At 57.0% G+C, this 17,052-nt stretch carries 12 protein-coding genes, 1 tRNA gene and 1 CRISPR repeat array; of the genes, 6 read left to right on the top strand and 7 right to left on the bottom strand.

Features of this window, described 5'->3' with window-relative positions; all coding sequences use genetic code 11:
* Nucleotides 1–153: 153 nt before the first annotated feature.
* Nucleotides 154–1,884: direct repeats of the CRISPR family, unit length 37 nt; unit sequence GTTTCCGTCCCCTTGCGGGGAAAAGGTAGGGATCAAC.
* 274 nt (nt 1,885–2,158) lie between these two features.
* From cas2 to ACVWYZ_RS09780, 3 genes are read right to left on the bottom strand one after another with little or no spacing between them, the layout of a single operon-like run.
* Complete coding sequence (gene cas2 / locus ACVWYZ_RS09790; protein ID WP_414331218.1) at nt 2,159–2,437, bottom strand: CRISPR-associated endonuclease Cas2; 279 nt, start codon at nt 2,435–2,437, stop codon at nt 2,159–2,161.
* Entirely contained in the window at nt 2,437–3,447 is a 1,011-nt protein-coding gene (gene cas1, locus ACVWYZ_RS09785; protein ID WP_457466928.1) for a CRISPR-associated endonuclease Cas1, read from the bottom strand. Before cas1 ends, cas2 begins: the two co-directional genes overlap by 1 nt.
* Before the next feature lie 11 nt (nt 3,448–3,458).
* Entirely contained in the window at nt 3,459–4,904 is a 1,446-nt protein-coding gene (locus ACVWYZ_RS09780; protein ID WP_457466924.1) for a TIGR03985 family CRISPR-associated protein, read from the bottom strand.
* Nucleotides 4,905–5,069: 165 nt separating this feature from the next.
* Between ACVWYZ_RS09780 and crn3 the strand changes: the two genes are divergently transcribed.
* Nucleotides 5,070–6,014, top strand: a complete 945-nt coding sequence (gene crn3 / locus ACVWYZ_RS09775) for a CRISPR-associated ring nuclease Crn3/Csx3 (protein WP_414419712.1) — start codon at nt 5,070–5,072, stop codon at nt 6,012–6,014.
* Nucleotides 6,015–6,229: 215 nt separating this feature from the next.
* Here the strand turns inward: crn3 and ACVWYZ_RS09770 are convergent, their stop codons facing one another.
* The 4 genes from ACVWYZ_RS09770 to ACVWYZ_RS09755 all read right to left on the bottom strand — a co-directional run bounded on the left by ACVWYZ_RS09770 (nt 6,230) and on the right by ACVWYZ_RS09755 (nt 11,866).
* Nucleotides 6,230–7,069 carry a nitrate ABC transporter ATP-binding protein gene (locus ACVWYZ_RS09770; protein WP_414374223.1) on the bottom strand — a complete coding sequence of 280 codons (840 nt, stop codon included), beginning with the start codon at nt 7,067–7,069 and terminating at the stop codon, nt 6,230–6,232.
* A 71-nt stretch (nt 7,070–7,140) separates the two neighbouring features.
* On the bottom strand, nt 7,141–9,138 hold the full coding sequence (locus tag ACVWYZ_RS09765) for a nitrate ABC transporter ATP-binding protein (RefSeq protein WP_457466923.1): 1,998 nt from the start codon (nt 9,136–9,138) through the stop codon (nt 7,141–7,143).
* A gap of 68 nt (nt 9,139–9,206) precedes the next feature.
* Complete coding sequence (gene ntrB / locus ACVWYZ_RS09760; protein WP_011432252.1) at nt 9,207–10,034, bottom strand: nitrate ABC transporter permease; 828 nt, start codon at nt 10,032–10,034, stop codon at nt 9,207–9,209.
* Nucleotides 10,035–10,555: 521 nt separating this feature from the next.
* Nucleotides 10,556–11,866, bottom strand: a complete 1,311-nt coding sequence (locus tag ACVWYZ_RS09755) for a CmpA/NrtA family ABC transporter substrate-binding protein (protein WP_457439599.1) — start codon at nt 11,864–11,866, stop codon at nt 10,556–10,558.
* Between the two features lie 204 nt (nt 11,867–12,070).
* Between ACVWYZ_RS09755 and ACVWYZ_RS09750 the strand changes: the two genes are divergently transcribed.
* The 5 genes from ACVWYZ_RS09750 to ACVWYZ_RS09730 all read left to right on the top strand — a co-directional run bounded on the left by ACVWYZ_RS09750 (nt 12,071) and on the right by ACVWYZ_RS09730 (nt 17,049).
* Nucleotides 12,071–13,168 carry a tocopherol cyclase family protein gene (locus ACVWYZ_RS09750; RefSeq protein WP_457439597.1) on the top strand — a complete coding sequence of 366 codons (1,098 nt, stop codon included), beginning with the start codon at nt 12,071–12,073 and terminating at the stop codon, nt 13,166–13,168.
* Nucleotides 13,169–13,343: 175 nt separating this feature from the next.
* Nucleotides 13,344–13,417: transfer RNA gene (locus tag ACVWYZ_RS09745), tRNA-Arg, on the top strand.
* 118 nt (nt 13,418–13,535) lie between these two features.
* Entirely contained in the window at nt 13,536–16,010 is a 2,475-nt protein-coding gene (locus ACVWYZ_RS09740) for an ATP-dependent Clp protease ATP-binding subunit (RefSeq protein WP_011432255.1), read from the top strand.
* Between the two features lie 116 nt (nt 16,011–16,126).
* Nucleotides 16,127–16,762 carry an ATP-dependent Clp protease proteolytic subunit gene (locus ACVWYZ_RS09735; RefSeq protein WP_011432256.1) on the top strand — a complete coding sequence of 212 codons (636 nt, stop codon included), beginning with the start codon at nt 16,127–16,129 and terminating at the stop codon, nt 16,760–16,762.
* 17 nt (nt 16,763–16,779) lie between these two features.
* Nucleotides 16,780–17,049, top strand: coding sequence for a hypothetical protein (locus ACVWYZ_RS09730; protein ID WP_414349572.1), 270 nt, complete (start codon nt 16,780–16,782; stop codon nt 17,047–17,049).
* Nucleotides 17,050–17,052: the final 3 nt, after the last annotated feature.

Below are 17,052 nucleotides of genomic sequence, written 5' to 3'. Positions count from 1 at the left end.
GTCTACTATATCCCTCTCAATGACTTTTGCCAAACCGCCTAAAGCTCAGTAAATTCAGCAAAGTTCAGGGTTTTGGGGGTTAGAGGCATGCTCTTGCAGGGAGAAGGTAGAGATCAACCTCACTTCTCTTTGCTCATTACTCGCTTCTCTCTAGTTTCCGTCCCCTTGCGGGGAAAAGGTAGGGATCAACGTAGATTCTGAGCGGGAGGTCCCAGAAGAAATTCTGGGGTTTCCGTCCCCTTGCGGGGAAAAGGTAGGGATCAACGCAGAGGTATGTAAGCGTAATAACGTAGCAGGTGACGTTTCCGTCCCCTTGCGGGGAAAAGGTAGGGATCAACACCACGCAAGTGGAAGAGGTGATTAGGGCCAAGGCGAAGTTTCCGTCCCCTTGCGGGGAAAAGGTAGGGATCAACTGGATCGTGCGGGCCTGCTCCGCAAGTTCGAAAGAAAGCAGGAAGGTTTCCGTCCCCTTGCGGGGAAAAGGTAGGGATCAACGTCAACAGAATTAAGTACACCAAACAGCAACTTGTGTATCTGTTTCCGTCCCCTTGCGGGGAAAAGGTAGGGATCAACGATGGGCGGTGACTTCGACGGAGACCCAGTAAACCTCTTGTTTCCGTCCCCTTGCGGGGAAAAGGTAGGGATCAACTCTTAACTCCCTTAGACAGGAAAGAAAGGCACCCAGGTGCCGTTTCCGTCCCCTTGCGGGGAAAAGGTAGGGATCAACGAGATCACAATCATCGATTGCCCACCTGGTCTGAACGGCGCCGAGTTTCCGTCCCCTTGCAGGGAAAAGGTAGGGATCAACATATGTCTATGTTGACTCACCGACAAAAGAAGAGGGCGAAGTTTCCGTCCCCTTGCGGGGAAAAGGTAGGGATCAACTTGAGTTTGCGCAGGATGACTGGGAAGCCGTCCGCATCTTGTTTCCGTCCCCTTGCGGGGAAAAGGTAGGGATCAACCTCCCGGAGTGTTCCAGGGGCCTTCCTGGGCATTCTAGGGCCAGTTTCCGTCCCCTTGCGGGGAAAAGGTAGGGATCAACTTGCGCTTTACGAAGCGCTGCCCGTACCTCTAATATATATAGTTTCCGTCCCCTTGCGGGGAAAAGGTAGGGATCAACAGTGAACGATTTACTTAGCTAAGGGAGGGTGGTTTCTTGGTTTCCGTCCCCTTGCGGGGAAAAGGTAGGGATCAACGTTTTATATCTCGTAGAAGGGAGCTCTACATCTCATGTTTCCGTCCCCTTGCGGGGAAAAGGTAGGGATCAACAGTGTTGTCTTCTGGTCCGTGGAAGATGATCTCTTGTTTCCGTCCCCTTGCGGGGAAAAGGTAGGGATCAACGGCTCGTTAGCAGCCAAACTTGGTATCGTGCATGGTTTGGTGACGTTTCCGTCCCCTTGCGGGGAAAAGGTAGGGATCAACAGTGGGCAGTGGCTTGCGAAATCTAAAACCTAGTCCTCCCGTTTCCGTCCCCTTGCGGGGAAAAGGTAGGGATCAACATTCGTCTCAACATTCGGGTGAAGGGGCTTTCTGCCTCGAGTTTCCGTCCCCTTGCGGGGAAAAGGTAGGGATCAACGATTAATTAGCCAGTACAATACAAACGCTTATTTAATCTCGTTTCCGTCCCCTTGCGGGGAAAAGGTAGGGATCAACTACCTCGAAGAGGTTGGCGCACTGGATCAACTGACCGTGCCGTTTCCGTCCCCTTGCGGGGAAAAGGTAGGGATCAACCACGTCTTGTGACCAACAGTCTGCGCGAGACTGACGAGATGTTTCCGTCCCCTTGCGGGGAAAAGGTAGGGATCAACTTCTGGGTGCTTTCCGAGTACCACTCTTGCGAGTGGGAAGTTTCCGTCCCCTTGCGGGGAAAAGGTAGGGATCAACCCTACCCTCGGAAAAGCCTGAATTCATGAGGTTTTCAAGGTGCGTTCGCGAGGGAGTACGGAGATTCCTCGACACAGATATTAACATTATCCTCGCGGCCAAGCGCAAGCGGGGAAATTGAGCTTGCTACGGCCATTGTGTCACGTTTTTGGGCCAATCGGGGCAAAAGATCTAAAGTTTCCCTTAAAATCTTGTGCCGGCAGAGTCAGGCTGGTGATGGCTCGCCCCGACAGATCGCGCACAAAACTTTACAATTTCGGCCCGGTGAAGAGCCTCAGAAGATCAGGTAGTCCGGCGGCTCATAGGGGGGAGGCCCCCCGAAGACTTTGGCCTGCTTCTTGGCCGCGGCATCCAAAGGGTAGGCCCGCAGACTGTCTTCCTTGAGATTCAGCAGGGGCAACCACGACTGTTCCAGCTTGTTTTCCAACTCTGCAGTGTCCAGTGGGCATTCGAACACGGAGTATTGCACCCGCTGGCAACACTGTTCCAACTGCTTGGCCAACTGTTGTCGCCGCTTATCGTCCACCACGTCGTAGCAAACCAACCACAGCATCAGCGCAGCTCTATGGGCTCATAGTCTAGGTCACCGCTCACCAGGCAACGGCTCAGCCGGCGGGCTTGCTCCAGCACAATTTGACTGAGGGGCAGGCGGCGAGATTGGGGAGGATAGAGCAATGGCTCGCGGAAGCGGCGTTCCAGCTCTCCCAAAAACAGTTTTTTGGCCAGGGATCCCAGCCATATGCCTGTCCCATCCGGCGACGGCTCAAAGTCTTCCGGCGTGAGCAGGCCAGCCTTGACAAGCTGGAGCACAGCCCAATCCACCACCAAGGGTCGAAACTCCTCCATCATGTCCAGCACCAGGTTGGGGCGGTAGGGCAAGTTGGCGTGGAAAAAGCCGAGATAGGGATCCAACCCGGCCATCACCACTGCCGAGAACACGCGGGCCAGCAGCACCCCGTAGCCCCAACTGAGCAGAGCGTTGATCGGGTCGAGCGGCGGCTGTCGGTTGCGGCCAGTGAAGTTCCACTCAGGCGGAAAGCAATGTTGCAGGGATTGGTAGTAGGTGCGGGCGCAAATGCCCTCCAGGCCCATCAGCGCTTCTCGATCCGGAGGAGTGGTGGAGCGATCCAACTGTTGCAGGTAGGCGGCGATAACATCAATACCCTCCTGTAAGGGGGCAATTTGGCCGCGGGTAGCCCGGTTGTGCAGTTGTAGAATTGCCCGTTGGTTGCGAATCTTGCCGCGCACAATCACCTTGGCCCACCTCAGCCCCCAGGGGGAGTAGGCCCGCTGATACTGGGCCAGACGGATCTCAGAGTTGGTGGAGAAGGATCCCTGCAGGCGACCGCGAAAACCGCCATCCGCACGCAAAAAAATGGTTTCGATGCCTCGATCCAGCAGTTGGGCCAAAGCTGCGCTGGTCAATTGGATCCCGGGCAACACCACCACCAGCTCCACCTCCGCAAGGCGGCAAAGCTGCTCTTGACCACGGCGGCGAATGAGCAGGGTTTGGTTTTGGCAGTGAACCACAGTCCCCGGCTCGGTTAGGTAGAGGGTGGTCATGGGCAGGAAGGTCAAGAAAGCTTCAGGTCGGGGCGATAAAACTGCAGCTCTGCCTGGGCTTCCCGAGCCATCTGTTCCCGGTAGGCCAGTGGCGCGATCACCTCGCCGTTGGGCCGCCAGTCGCGCAAACGCATGGTGAAATTGGTATCTCCCACCCGCACCCAGGCGCGGAAGTACCGGTCGCTGGTTGGCCTTTGCCGGAGAATGTTCAAAATCTGTTGGCGTTCCCGCACATCCGCCACTGCCTGCTGCACCAAAGCCGGGATCCGCTCGTAGGCAATGGGCTGGAAGGTGGGATGTCGCACTGTGCTTTCCACATAGCGACGGGCAAACTCCGGGGAAAATCGAAGGATCAACAATGCCTTGGGCAGGTAAAAATCGGATCCCCAGGCTTCTTCCCATGCTGCTTGGACTTCCTCTGGGCTGGGCAGCTTCCTCTGCCGTTTGCGGGTTGCCAGCTCTGGCGGAATGGAAGGAGCGTCCCAGGGAATCACCGCCAGGCGCTCAGACTGGATCCGATCCAGCCGAAAATTGTGCCAGCCCAGGGATCCCTCGGGGGTGGGGAGCTGGCCAAAGGCTGCCAGATACTTGGCGCGGCGGGCATAAAACAGGCAGACCGGATAGGTGAGAATACGCCGGATCCCATGTTGGCGGGTGGCGTAGTCAAAACCGATCACCCCTGCTTCTGGGTTGGCCCAAAAGGCTTCCAGCTGGTTTTGATATTCGTCCACCCGTTCTTGCTGTTCGTCCGAGAGGATGTACTCAAACCAGACAAAAAGCCGCCGCTGCGAGTGCTGATCGCGCCAGCGGGACGGAGTCCTTTCGCGCCAGCGGGACGGAGTCCTTTGGTTGGCCCAGATTTCATCCAGCAAAACCTGCACATCTGGATGTACAAAGGCCACATCGCTGAGGATGTGATAGATCTGTTCCAGTTGATGGCCCGATAAGGTCAAAGCCGATGAAGATACGGGCAGTTGGGGACGATCCCCCGGCGCACGGCAGCGAAAATTATCTCTCCGCCTAGAGTTGGCCTGAATTTGTTGCAGCCAACCCCGGGCGGCCAGGTAATCCAGCTCTTTGCGCAGTGTGCGATGGGTCTTGTGAAAGGGTCGGGCAGCTAGCAGCGTTTCCAGATCGGGAACTTCTGCTTTTAAGGCGGCCAATAGGTTGGGATCCTTCAGCCAAAACCTCAAGGGTTTCCAGCAAATGCAGTCAACATCAGGACAGGGTGAAGGGATCCCTTGTGCCAGATCCTGCTTGGGGTGCCGTGGTGAGAGCAAGCGATCCCGGATGTGGGTGTAGCCAAAGGTTTCCGGCAGGTCTGGCCAGCGGTTTTCGCCATAGAGGCAGTGGAGCAGTACCCACAGGCGCATGGCCCGCTCCAGGCGCTCCGCCAACTGCCCGCCGGCCAGCCAGCGCAACACCTCTACCGTCAAAGGCAGCTCAAATCCGCTCATCCGACAGTTCCCTCGGTTCTTAGGTCAACCAGTTGATGGCACTCCAGGCCAGGGATTTTTTTGAAGTAAGGCGCAAACGAGAGCCTGACCACTCTGCCACGATTTGGAATCCCCCACTTCCAATCTTTTCCATACTGAAGTCAACCTGTCTCGTCAAATCTGCCCATGGCTGCTGTGGCACTGCATTTGCTTTCCGGCTGTCTGGCCGCTCGCGCCAGCGGGACGGAGTCCTTGGACCCTCGAAGATCCCATTCTTCGGAACTGTCTTTTCAGGTCATCGAAATTGAGCTGACCCGACCGGATCGCCTGGTTTTTCCAGAGGATTTGGCTCAGCTTCAGCTGCCTGCCGGGATCAATGCCCAGTTGGGGGTGGTTCTGACGGGGCGGGCCCCCATTTGGCTGTATGGCTGGCTGGTGCATGAGTGCCACTTCACCCGTTGGGTGGCCTGTTATGACCCACGCTTGGGCGCGGTGGTGGTCTCCAGCCATACCCCCGAAGTGCGGGTGGGCCAGGTCATCCCCTGGGTGCAGGGAAGGCCGGGCAAGGCCTACGGCCCGCTGACGCGAACAGAATTGGCAGCGGCAGTGATGGTGGTGGGCCCCCCCGACAGTGGCAAAAGCCGTCTTGCCCGCGCCCTCTTCGAAGCTCTGCTGCCGGAGCATCCCGATATTTATCTGCAACGGGCCCATTGGGATGGGGAAGGCAATTGGACTTTAGACTTGCCACCAGAAGAGGCGAAGATCCTCAAGCACCAGTACCGGGGCTCTTTTACCCCCGAATTTTTCAGCTTCCATGCCCAGGCCATTCTGGCTTTGCGCCGGCAAAAGAGTTTGGTGATTGTGGATGTGGGCGGCAAGGTGGATCCGCAAAAGCAGCCGATCCTGGAAGCCTGCTCCCACTACCTGGTGGTCAGCCGGGATCCCGAGGCTATCCCTCTCTGGCACGAGTTTTGTCGAGACCGGGGCAATTTGCGCTGTGTGGCCATCCTGCACACCTCACCCGGCCCTCCTCAAGTGCTCAAAGACTCACCTGAGTTGGAAATTCGCTGGGATCCCAACTCTCCTCCCCCCGCGGAGCTGCTGCGGGCGGTGCGCCGCCTCATTCACTAGAGCTGCAGGTTCAGAATTGGAGGGGCGGGTCAGCATATATCGCATCCCAGACGCTGGCCGTTTTGGACGAGCGGTTGCACGGCGTTGTGTGCGAGTTCCAAGAGAGGTTTGCGGATCGCCTGACCAGGGGCTGCACCTGATGGCCAAGGTGTGTGGTTTTTGGGTTTTGGGTTGCCTTGTCGCCCTCTCGCTCCGTCAACTGCTCCAGGTTGGATTTACCGGCAAGCCGCCTCTGGGTTGGCTTCATGGCCGTAGAGATAGCTGAGAACCAAGTTGCGCAGGCGGTAGTACTGCGGATCTTCAAGAATCCGCTCGCGATCCCGAGGGCGCGGGAAGGGGATGGTCACGATCTGCCCGATGGTGGCTGCAGGGCCATTGGTCATCAGCACCAGGCGGTCGGCCAAAAACAGCGCCTCATCAATGTCGTGGGTAATCATCAAAACCGTGCAGCGATGTTCATCCCAAATGCGCAACAGCTCCTCTTGAAGCTCCTCTTTGGTGATGGCATCCAAGGCCCCGAAGGGTTCATCCAAAATCAGCACTTCTGGACGGATGGCCAACGCACGAGCAATGGCTACCCGCTGTTTCATCCCTCCCGAAATTTGCGAGGGATATTTCTGAGCGGCTTCCCCCAGCCCCACCAAATCCAAATGTTCTTCCACAATTCGATGCTTTTCCGACTGGCTCTTTTGGGGAAATACCGACCGAACGGCCAAATAAACATTTTCATAAACCGTGAGCCAAGGCAACAGGGCATACCCTTGAAACACTACCATGCGCTCCGGGCCAGGAGCTGTAATCGGCTGCCCTTTCAGCTTCACCGAGCCACTGGTGGGCTGGGCAAATCCGGAAACCATATTCAGCAGGGTGGTTTTGCCACAGCCGGAATGCCCAACCAAGCAGACAAACTCTCCCTCGTTCACACTGAGGTTGATATCTCGCAAGACGGGATAATCCCCCTTGGGAGTTGAGTAGGTCTTGCTGACATTCTCAAGGCTTAGGTAGGGTTCTGCGGCTACGTTCGCTGGGGTAGAGGTTGTCAAGAGGGCAGTCATCGTAGGGTGCTCCAACTCATGATTTTCTCACAACGGGGAATGTGCTTTTGCAAGGGCGCCCAAGTGGGTATCTAGAGCAACACAGGACGACGATCTAAGGCAACCTCGGCTACATAAATATCGTGCTTAATCGCCAAACTGTTGAGGTAGGCCAGGGGATCCTCACCATTAAAGGGGATCCCATCGAACAACTGAATGGGCTGCCTTTGGTAGGAGACATCCAGTCCCAGCTCGCGGGCTGCCGTACTGAATACCCCCACCTGACATACCCGCTCCACGATCTCCACCCAGTTGCGGGGGAAGGGCAGATCCCCCCAGCGGGCCATTTGGGTCATCATCCACAGATGCTCGGTGCGGCTGGGACGGTTGCCGGCTCCCAGAAAGAAGCGGTGGTGGGCATATTCCCGCATCGGCCTGTCCAAGTCACAGATCAGACGCTGGGGATCCCCCAGATGAATGTAGGAGGGGTCGGTGCTCAGGTAGGCGCGGCGGCTGAGCAGCTCGCGAATCTCGTCGTGATGGGCCGGGTCTTCACAGTAGCGGCAGGCTTCCAACAGCGCTTTCACCAAGGCAATGTGGGTGTTGGGGTAGGCTCTGGCCCAATCTTCTCGCACCCCCAACACTTTGCCGGGATGGCCCAGCCAAATCTCCAGATCTGTAGCCACCGTAAAGCCACTGCCCTCTAAGGCTGCCCGCAAATTCCAGGGCTCTCCCACACAGTAGCCATCGATGTTGCCGGCTGTTAGGTTGGCCACCATCTGAGCCGGGGGCAGCGTTTTCAGCACCACATCGTGATCCGGGTGGATCCCGCCGGCTGCCAGCCAATAGCGCAACAGCAAATTGTGCATAGAGCTGGGATGCACCACCCCAAAGGTAAGCCGACGGCTGGGACTATCCAGAATGTAAGCCTTCAACTGGCTGAGGGTGTGGATCCCTTGCTCATAGAACCGCTTGTGCAAGGTGATAGCATTGCCGTTGCGGGTCAAGGTGAGGGCCGTAACCACCGGCTGAGGCGGGTTATCCCCTCCACCCAAGGACATCCACACCGGCATACCGGCGGGCATTTGGGCCGCATCCAGATAACCTCCCTGAATGCCGTCTTGGATCCCTCGCCAACTGGTTTCCCGCACCAAATTCACTTCTTCCAAGCCGTGTTTGGCAAAAAACCCTTTTTCTTTAGCTACAGCCAACGGAGCGCAGGCAGTGAGGGGCACAAAGCCGATCTCCAAGTTGATCTTTTCCAAGCCATGCCTGGCCACCACAGTGCTTCGGCGAGCACGCCATTGCTTGATGCGTTTTTGTTGGTTCAAAAAGTAGATGATCTCGCTGCGGTAGCTGTAGTAGCTGGGATGGTTGACCACATCCAGCCGACGGCGGGGCCGAGGAATGTCAATGGTCAAAATGTTCCCAATTCGGGATCCCGGCCCATTGGTGAGCATGACCACACGATCTGACAGAAGAACCGCTTCGTCCACATCGTGGGTGACCATGAGAGTGGTCATCTGATGTTCTTCACAGATGCGCATTAACTGCTCTTGCAAGTTCCCGCGCGTGAGCGCATCCAAAGCGCCAAATGGCTCATCCAACAACAACACTTTGGGCCGCAAAGCCAGGGCACGGGCAATGGCCACCCGCTGCTTCATACCCCCGGACAATTGGGCTGGGAGCTTATCTGCTGCGTGGCGCAAACCCACCAGATCGATGTGCTCTTCCACGATCTGCTGACGCTCGGCTGGAGAATGCTTTTTAAGAACGGCATTCACCGCCAGCGCAATGTTTTGCCGAACCGTTAGCCAAGGCAAAAGCGAGTAATGCTGAAACACCACCATGCGATCGGGGCCGGGAGCGGTGATGGTATGCCCATCCAAAGCCACGATCCCCCCCGTAGGCAAAGACAGCCCCGCCACCATGTTCAATAGGGTGGATTTGCCACAGCCGGAGTGGCCGATTAAGGAGACAAACTCCCCTCGATGGATTTGCAGATCGATCCCTTTCAGAGCAAGGTATTCCTGCCCTCCGGGCAGAGCAAAAGATTTTTCCACCTGCTCCACACTGACCAATACAGACACAGAAAACCTCCCAACCTATCACCCGTCTAGCCTCAAACCAACCACATACTGACAACACATCCAACACATCATTGGTTGGCTATCTTGTTTTGCAAAACAGACATCAGGCGATCCAAAAGCAATCCCACCGCTCCGATGTAGATGACGGCAACGATGATCTCCGTAACGTAGTTCTGCTGGTAGGCATCCCAGATGAAAAAGCCGATCCCCGGCACACCCGACATCACAATCTCTGCGGCAATAATGGCCAGCCAAGACAGGCCGATGCCGATGCGCAGACCTGTGAACATGTAGGGCAGGGCTGAGGGCAGCAACACCTTAAAAAAGAAGTCCACTTTGGAGAGCTTGAGCACTTTGGAGACGTTGATGTAGTCTTCCGGGATCTGTCTCACCCCTACAGCCGTGTTGATGAGAATGGGCCAAATTGAGGTAATAAAAATAACGAACAGGGCAGCCGGCTCATTGCGTTGCAAAGCAGCCAAAGATATGGGCACCCAAGCCAAGGGAGCTACCATGCGCAAAAATTGGAAAATGGGATCCAAAGCTCGGTTGATCCACACACTGCTTCCCACCAAAATGCCCAACGTGATGCCCACCAAAGCGGCACTGCAATAGCCGATGGCCACCCTTTGTAGGCTGGCCAAGGTTTGGCGCAGCAGCCCTTGGTCGAGGTCGCTGTTGCGATACAAAGGATGCAGGATCAGATATCGGCTGCGCTCGTCCATCCACACATCCCAAGGCCCCGGCAGCCGAATTAGGTTGGCACTGGCCAAGATCTGCCAGATGAGCAGAAATCCAACAATGCCCACCACAGGGGGGAGAATCTGATCTCGGTACTTCGCCAAATCGAACTTCGCCGTTGCAGATTTTGCCGGAGAAGAAAGTGTTGTCGTCATAGCTCCTGGAGAGGATAGGGTTTTACAAGGTTCTCTGGTGTTGCGCTTTTGGAACGCCCCGATCGAGGGGTTCTACACCGTGTTGGAGACAGAGCATGAGCTTGGATCGGCCTTGCCTTTTCGTTGGATGGGCAAACACAGGGATTGCAAACTCAACAAAACTCTCACGACAATCAGAAAACTCAGGATTCCTACGGCTATTGAAAGGATGAGCTTGTCCCAGCGGGGCTGGGCCGGCCTCTCAAAAGGAGGATCCCTGAAGAGTTCGCGCGGAACGTGAAGTAGAGCCAACATAGCCGATCCTCAACATAGCATTCAAAGTTATTCAAAAAGTGCGAGGCTCATAGCATCCATCAACTTTCCATCGTTTGGGCAGAAAGCTCGGCACAGCTTTTTTCGACCTCGTGGGATCCCACAGGTAGGCAGGATCCCTGTCGCGCGAGAGATTCGAACAAGGAAACGGTAAGCCATGGACTTCCTGCGAAAGAAGGTGAGGAACTTGGCCCAATCAAGCTATTCAGCTAGACCCTTTTGATTTTCAGGCTGTTCAGGTAAGCCTGCGGATCCTGTGGGTCAAACACCACACCGTCAAAGAAACGCTCTGTTCCCCGCGAGGTGTTGTTGGGGATGTTCTTCACCCCCAGTGCCTGGGCGGCCTCACGCCAGAGATCTTCACGGTTCACTTCATCCACCAGACGACGGGCAGTATCCAGATCGGGAAGGAAGCGAGCGTGGAAGCCCCAACGCAAGGATTCCGTCAGGAACCAAAGGTCATGGCTCTTATAGGGGTAAGAGACGCTGCCTCGGCCATCTTCCCAGTACAAGGGCCCGGCATTGAAATCTTGAACAGCTGGCTTGCCGTCTCCCAATTCGTAGTTGCCTTGAAAGGGAGGGGTGAGAACTTCAACCGGCACATTCAGGTAGGCACGCCCTGAGAGAATGCGTGTCAGTTCTTCTCGGTTGGCCGGATCGTCGCACCATTGCTGCGCTTCCATCACCGCCATCAAAACCGCTTGCGTGGCTCTGGGGTTTTGCTCCACCCAGTCGGCGCGAATGGCCAAGTATTCTTCGGGGTGAAAGGGCCAAATCTGTTGAGTAAGAGCCGCCATAAACCCGATCCCATCGGCCACAATCCGGTAGGGCCAGGGATCCCCGGTGCTAAAAGCATCCATGGTGCCATTGCGCATTCCCTGCACCGTTTCGGCAGAGGGAACCGCCAACAGGTCGATGTCTTGATCCGGATCTACCCCCCCAGCAGCAAACCAGTAACGGATCCAAAAATCTTGATTGACGTTGGGGAAGGTATGAGCGGCCTTGAATTTGCGTTTGTTGCTGGCGCTGAAGTTTTTGATGTAATCCGCGGCTCCCGAGATATCCAGCCCCAAACCCTTGCCAGCATGCATTCCGGCAATGGCAATCCCGTTCCCCTGGGTGATCAACTGACACAGAACTGCCATGCGCACCGGCTGATTGTTGGTGATGGCGCCAATGTGGATCATGTGAGGCATCGGCATCTGCCACTGGCCACCGTCGATTCCCCCACCCGCTGAGCCGATGACCACGTTGTCACGGGCTGCCGGCCAACTGGCCTGCTTTAACACCTCTACACCGGTCATGCCGTGCTTGTCGAAAAAGCCCTTTTCCTTGGCGATGATCAGGGGGGCAGACTCCACAATCGGTATAAAGCCTAACCTGAGATTGGGGGTTTCTGGGCCGCTGGCCTGGGCAACCCAGTAGCCTGTGCTGGCCCGTGCTAAGCTGCCACTCACGAGTCCACCCACGGTGGCCGCACCCGCAGACAGCAAAAAGTTACGACGTGACGTCATGCTCACCTCATCGAAAGGATATGTGAAGGCAAGATGGAAGCTTTCCGGTTCAAGTCGCCTGACCCACGGATTTCCTTCGTGAAATCTCAAGAAATCCTTAAATCTCAGCTTGGTTGATATCCTAAGGGCAAATAAATATAGAAACAATACAATTATTATTTTGGTAAGCATAGACTTCCGTTTATCATTGTTGCGATGGCTTAGGTCTCAATGGCGTTTCCTCCAACGGCGGCTTGCTCTGGGCAAAACAACTCAACAGATTGGGGATCCCTGCCCCATGCCGGCTATCACTGGGATGGCTGCACAGAGCGGTTTTTTGAGGGCTGGTACAGCCGCGTCACCTTGCCCGGGGATCCGCCCATTAGCTTTGCCTTCATGTACGCCATCGATCCCAAGCGCGGGGGCATGGCTCAGGTGTTGGGGCCGGAGGAGGAGCTGCATTGGCGCACCTTCCCCAATCCCCGCCGCTTTTGGGCCAGCTCAACCCATCTGGCCTTGGGGCACTCAGGGATCCCAGACCCTGGCTGTCGCGGCCTTCAGGATCCCTTCACCTTCTTCCAGCGCACCGCCAGTGGCTACCAATACACCGCCCACCTCAATCAGGGGATTTTGCCGGATCCCTTGGGCTCTGAGCCTATTCGCTGGCTCTACCGCATTCAGCCTCGTTTTGCCTATGGGATCCCACCCCGAGCCACCATGGGAGCCTGGTCTTATCTGCCCATCTTTGAGCCGGGCTGGCAGATCCTCATGAGCCATGGCTTGGCCACCGGCTGGGTGGAGTGGAGAGGCAGGCGCTATGCATTTCAGCAGGCTCCCGCCTACGCCGAAAAAAATTGGGGCCAAAACTTTCCGCGCCGCTGGTTTTGGATCCAGTGCAACGCCTTTCCCCAGCATCCCGGTCTCAGCCTCACCTGTGCCGGAGCTGAGCGGCAGGTGCTCACCCGCCCCGAAGAAGTGGCCCTGATCAGCTTGCATGGATGGGGATCCCAGCCCTTTTTGGAATGGCGGCCTGGGCAAGCTCATCTGACTTGGCAAGTGGATCCCTGGGGATCCTGGCGAATCCGGGGAGAGAGCGCCCTCTGGTGTATTCGGCTGGAAGGGCACACGCGGCGGCCTGGCCAAACTGTATTCGCCCCTGGCCCAGAAGGGATGCAGCGCAACTGTCGGGATACCCTGGCAGGGCATCTGCACCTACAGCTTTGGCAGCGCAACGGCCAAGTCTGGACGCCGGTGATCAAGGCCACCAGCTCCCAAGCCGGCCTCGAAGTGGGGGGAGAAGTCCGGCAACCTTGGCAAGGGCAATGTTAACGCTGGCGGATATCTACACCCCCGCTGGACTTTCCAAAGAACGCTCTTGTGCTAAAATGCCTAAGCCACATTGATAGATGTCCATCTCTGTCTCTGGATAGTACTGGATAGTATCTGAGTAACTATGGACAGATAGTATGGGCAGACAGTCAACCGTGGTTGGCCCGCCCCTTTTGCGCCTGTAGCTCAGTGGACTAGAGCACGTGGCTACGGACCACGGTGTCGGGAGTTCAAATCTCTCCAGGCGCGTTTTGGCCCCAGACAGCTTCCGTCTGGGGTATTTACCGTCCCTTGGTTTCGCCAGAACTTGTGCTAGGATTACCCCTATCAAGTCCGCCTTGATGCAGGCGTAGGGAGCCCGAGGATCATGTTTGAACGCTTTACAGAAAAAGCCATCAAGGTGATCATGCTGGCCCAAGAAGAAGCCAGACGGTTAGGTCACAATTTCGTTGGCACCGAGCAAATTTTGTTGGGGTTAATCGGCGAGGGCACTGGGGTCGCCGCCAAAGTTCTCAAGTCCATGGGAGTGAACTTGAAGGACGCCCGCATTGAAGTCGAGAAAATTATCGGTCGGGGATCCGGTTTTGTGGCCGTCGAGATCCCTTTCACTCCCCGCGCCAAGCGAGTGCTGGAACTCTCCCTAGAAGAGGCCCGCCAGCTCGGCCACAACTACATTGGCACTGAGCACCTGCTCCTGGGCCTGATCCGAGAAGGGGAGGGAGTAGCGGCCCGCGTCTTGGAAAACCTGGGGGTGGATCTGTCCAAGGTGCGCACCCAGGTGATCCGCATGTTGGGCGAGACTGCCGAAGTGACGGCAGGGGGGGGATCCTCCAGCCGCACCAAAACGCCCACCCTGGACGAATTCGGCTCCAACCTCACCCAACTGGCCCAGGAGGGCAAGCTGGATCCGGTGGTCGGTCGGACGCGGGAGATCGAGCGGGTGATCCAGATCCTGGGCCGCCGCACCAAGAACAACCCCGTCCTCATTGGCGAGCCAGGGGTGGGCAAAACTGCCATTGCCGAAGGCTTGGCCCAGCGCATTGTGCAGGGGGATGTGCCGGATATTTTGGCCGACAAGCGGGTGATCAGCCTGGATATTGGCTTGCTGGTGGCCGGCACCAAGTACCGCGGCGAGTTTGAAGAGCGCCTCAAGAAAATCATGGATGAGATCCGCAATGCCGGCAACATCATCCTGGTCATCGACGAGGTACATACCCTGATCGGGGCCGGGGCTGCGGAAGGGGCGATTGATGCCGCCAACATCCTCAAGCCTGCTTTGGCCCGCGGCGAGCTGCAGTGCATCGGCGCCACCACCCTGGATGAGTACCGCAAGCACATCGAACGGGATGCCGCCCTGGAGCGTCGCTTCCAGCCCATTATGGTAGGCGAGCCGACAGTCTCCGAGACCATCGAGATCCTGTTTGGCCTGCGGGAGCGCTACGAGCAGCACCACAAGCTGAAGATCTCCGATGCCGCCTTGGATGCAGCCGCCAAGCTGGCCGACCAGTACATCTCCGACCGCTTCTTGCCAGATAAGGCCATCGATTTGATCGACGAGGCTGCTTCGCGGGTGCGCCTGATCAACTCTCAACTGCCCCCGGCGGCCCGGGAGCTGGATCAAGAGTTGCGGCGAGTGCTCAAGGAGAAAGACGCTGCGGTGCGGGCCCAGAACTTCGACAAGGCTGGTGAGCTGCGGGATCGGGAGATGGAGATCAAGCAGCAGATCCGCGCCATTGCCGCTGCTAAGAAGGCGGAAGAAAGCAGCCGCAGCGAGATGCCCGAAGTAACCGAAGAGGACGTGGCCCAAGTGGTCAGCGCCTGGACGGGGGTGCCGGTGGCCAAGCTGACCGAGAGCGAGTCAGTGAAGCTGCTGAACATGGAAGAAACCCTGCACCAGCGCATCATCGGCCAAGACGAAGCGGTGCGGGCCATCTCCCGGGCCATCCGCCGCGCTCGGGTGGGGCTGAAAAATCCCAACCGCCCCATCGCCAGCTTCATCTTCTCCGGCCCAACAGGGGTGGGCAAAACCGAGCTGACCAAGGCTTTGGCAGCTTACTTCTTCGGCTCCGAGTCGGCCATGATCCGCCTCGACATGTCGGAATACATGGAGCGGCACACGGTCAGCAAGCTGATTGGATCCCCGCCGGGCTATGTGGGCTACAACGAGGGGGGTCAGCTCACAGAAGCGGTGCGGCGTCGCCCCTACACGGTGGTGCTTTTCGATGAGATCGAGAAGGCGCACCCGGATGTGTTTAACCTATTGCTGCAAATCCTGGAGGATGGCCGCCTGACCGATGCCAAAGGCCGCACGGTGGACTTCAAGAACACCCTGATCGTGATGACCTCTAACATCGGCTCGAAGGTGATCGAGAAGGGTGGTGGCAGCCTCGGCTTTGAGTTCAACACCAACGACGAGGATGCCAACTACAACCGCATCCGCAACCTGGTGAATGAGGAGCTGAAGCAGTACTTCCGTCCGGAGTTCCTCAACCGCGTGGACGAGATCATCGTCTTCCGGCAACTGACCAAGGATGAGGTGAAGCAGATTGCCGACATCCTGCTCAAGGAAGTGTTTGACCGCATGACGGAGAAGAAAATCCGCCTTACGGTCAGCGACCGCTTCAAAGACTTGGTGGTGGAGGAGGGGTATAACCCCAGCTACGGGGCACGCCCGCTGCGCCGCGCCATCCAACGCCTGCTGGAAGACATCCTGGCGGAAGAGATCCTGACTGGGCATGTCCGGGAGGGATCGGAGGTGCTCATCGATGTGGATGAGGAGCGCAAGCCCAAGGTGCTGGTCACGGAGCCGGAGCGGGTTCTCTTGCCTCAAGGGGCGGAGTAAAGCTGGCTTTGAGAGGTCCTCAGACTGCAAGGGATCCGTTGGGATGCTGCGGATCCCTTGTGGTCCTCAAGTGTTGTTTTTCAGTTGAACAGACCCAGGCGTAGGAGATCTCTGGCATGGTGCAATCGACCTACTACTACTATGGCGGCGCTCCGGTTCGTACCCCACCCCCAGATTTGGCTTCGCTGCTGCTGCAGGAGCGCATTGTCTACCTGGGCTTGCCCCTTGCAGAGGAGTCGAATGCCAACGTCACCAAGCTGATCATCGAGCAACTGCTGTATCTGCAGTACGAGGATCGGGAAAAGCCGATCAAGATGTACATCAACTCGACGGGCACCTATAACTACGACACAGCGGCCTTTGCCATTCTGGACACCATGAACTACATCAAGCCGCCTGTGCATACTATCTGCATCGGCAATGCCATTGGGATGGCGGCCATGTTATTGGCAGCAGGAGCCAAAGGATTTCGGGCCAGTCTGCCCAATGCCACGATCGTGCTCCACCAGCCCTATGGGGGCACCCGTGGACAGGCCAGCGACATCGAAATTCGCACCCGCGAGATTCTGACTTTGCGCAACATGATGCTGGAGCAACTGTCCCGCAGCACGGGCCAGCCTATGGAGCGCATCAAGAAGGACACGGAGCGGCTATTTTTCATGACACCAGAGGAAGCCAAAGCCTACGGCCTCATCGATCAGGTGCTGACCAGTTCCAAAGGCGTGCCGAAGTTGGCAGCAGCCAAAAACTGAAGCAGAGGGATCCGTCGATGGTTCAAGTTCCCGTACAGCCTTTGACGGTGGGGGAGTACCTACGCCTCACGGACGGGCTTTATGAAGGACGGGTTGAACCTGAAGACGGGTCCATTCGGGAAGCCGAGGAGCGTATGAACACCCTCATTGAGCTGTTTCTGGTTGCGGAATTGCCCAAGTTTTTGCCCATCCAACGCCTGAGCTTGGGCCAAGTTGAGGTCGAAGTGCCCGCAGCCAAGGCTCGGTTGCGCAATCCAGAGGTGATGGCTTTGCATCCCGCTATGTGAGCT

Source organism: Thermostichus sp. MS-CIW-37 (assembly GCF_054060065.1).
This window is presented reverse-complemented; position numbering and strand designations above follow the sequence as displayed.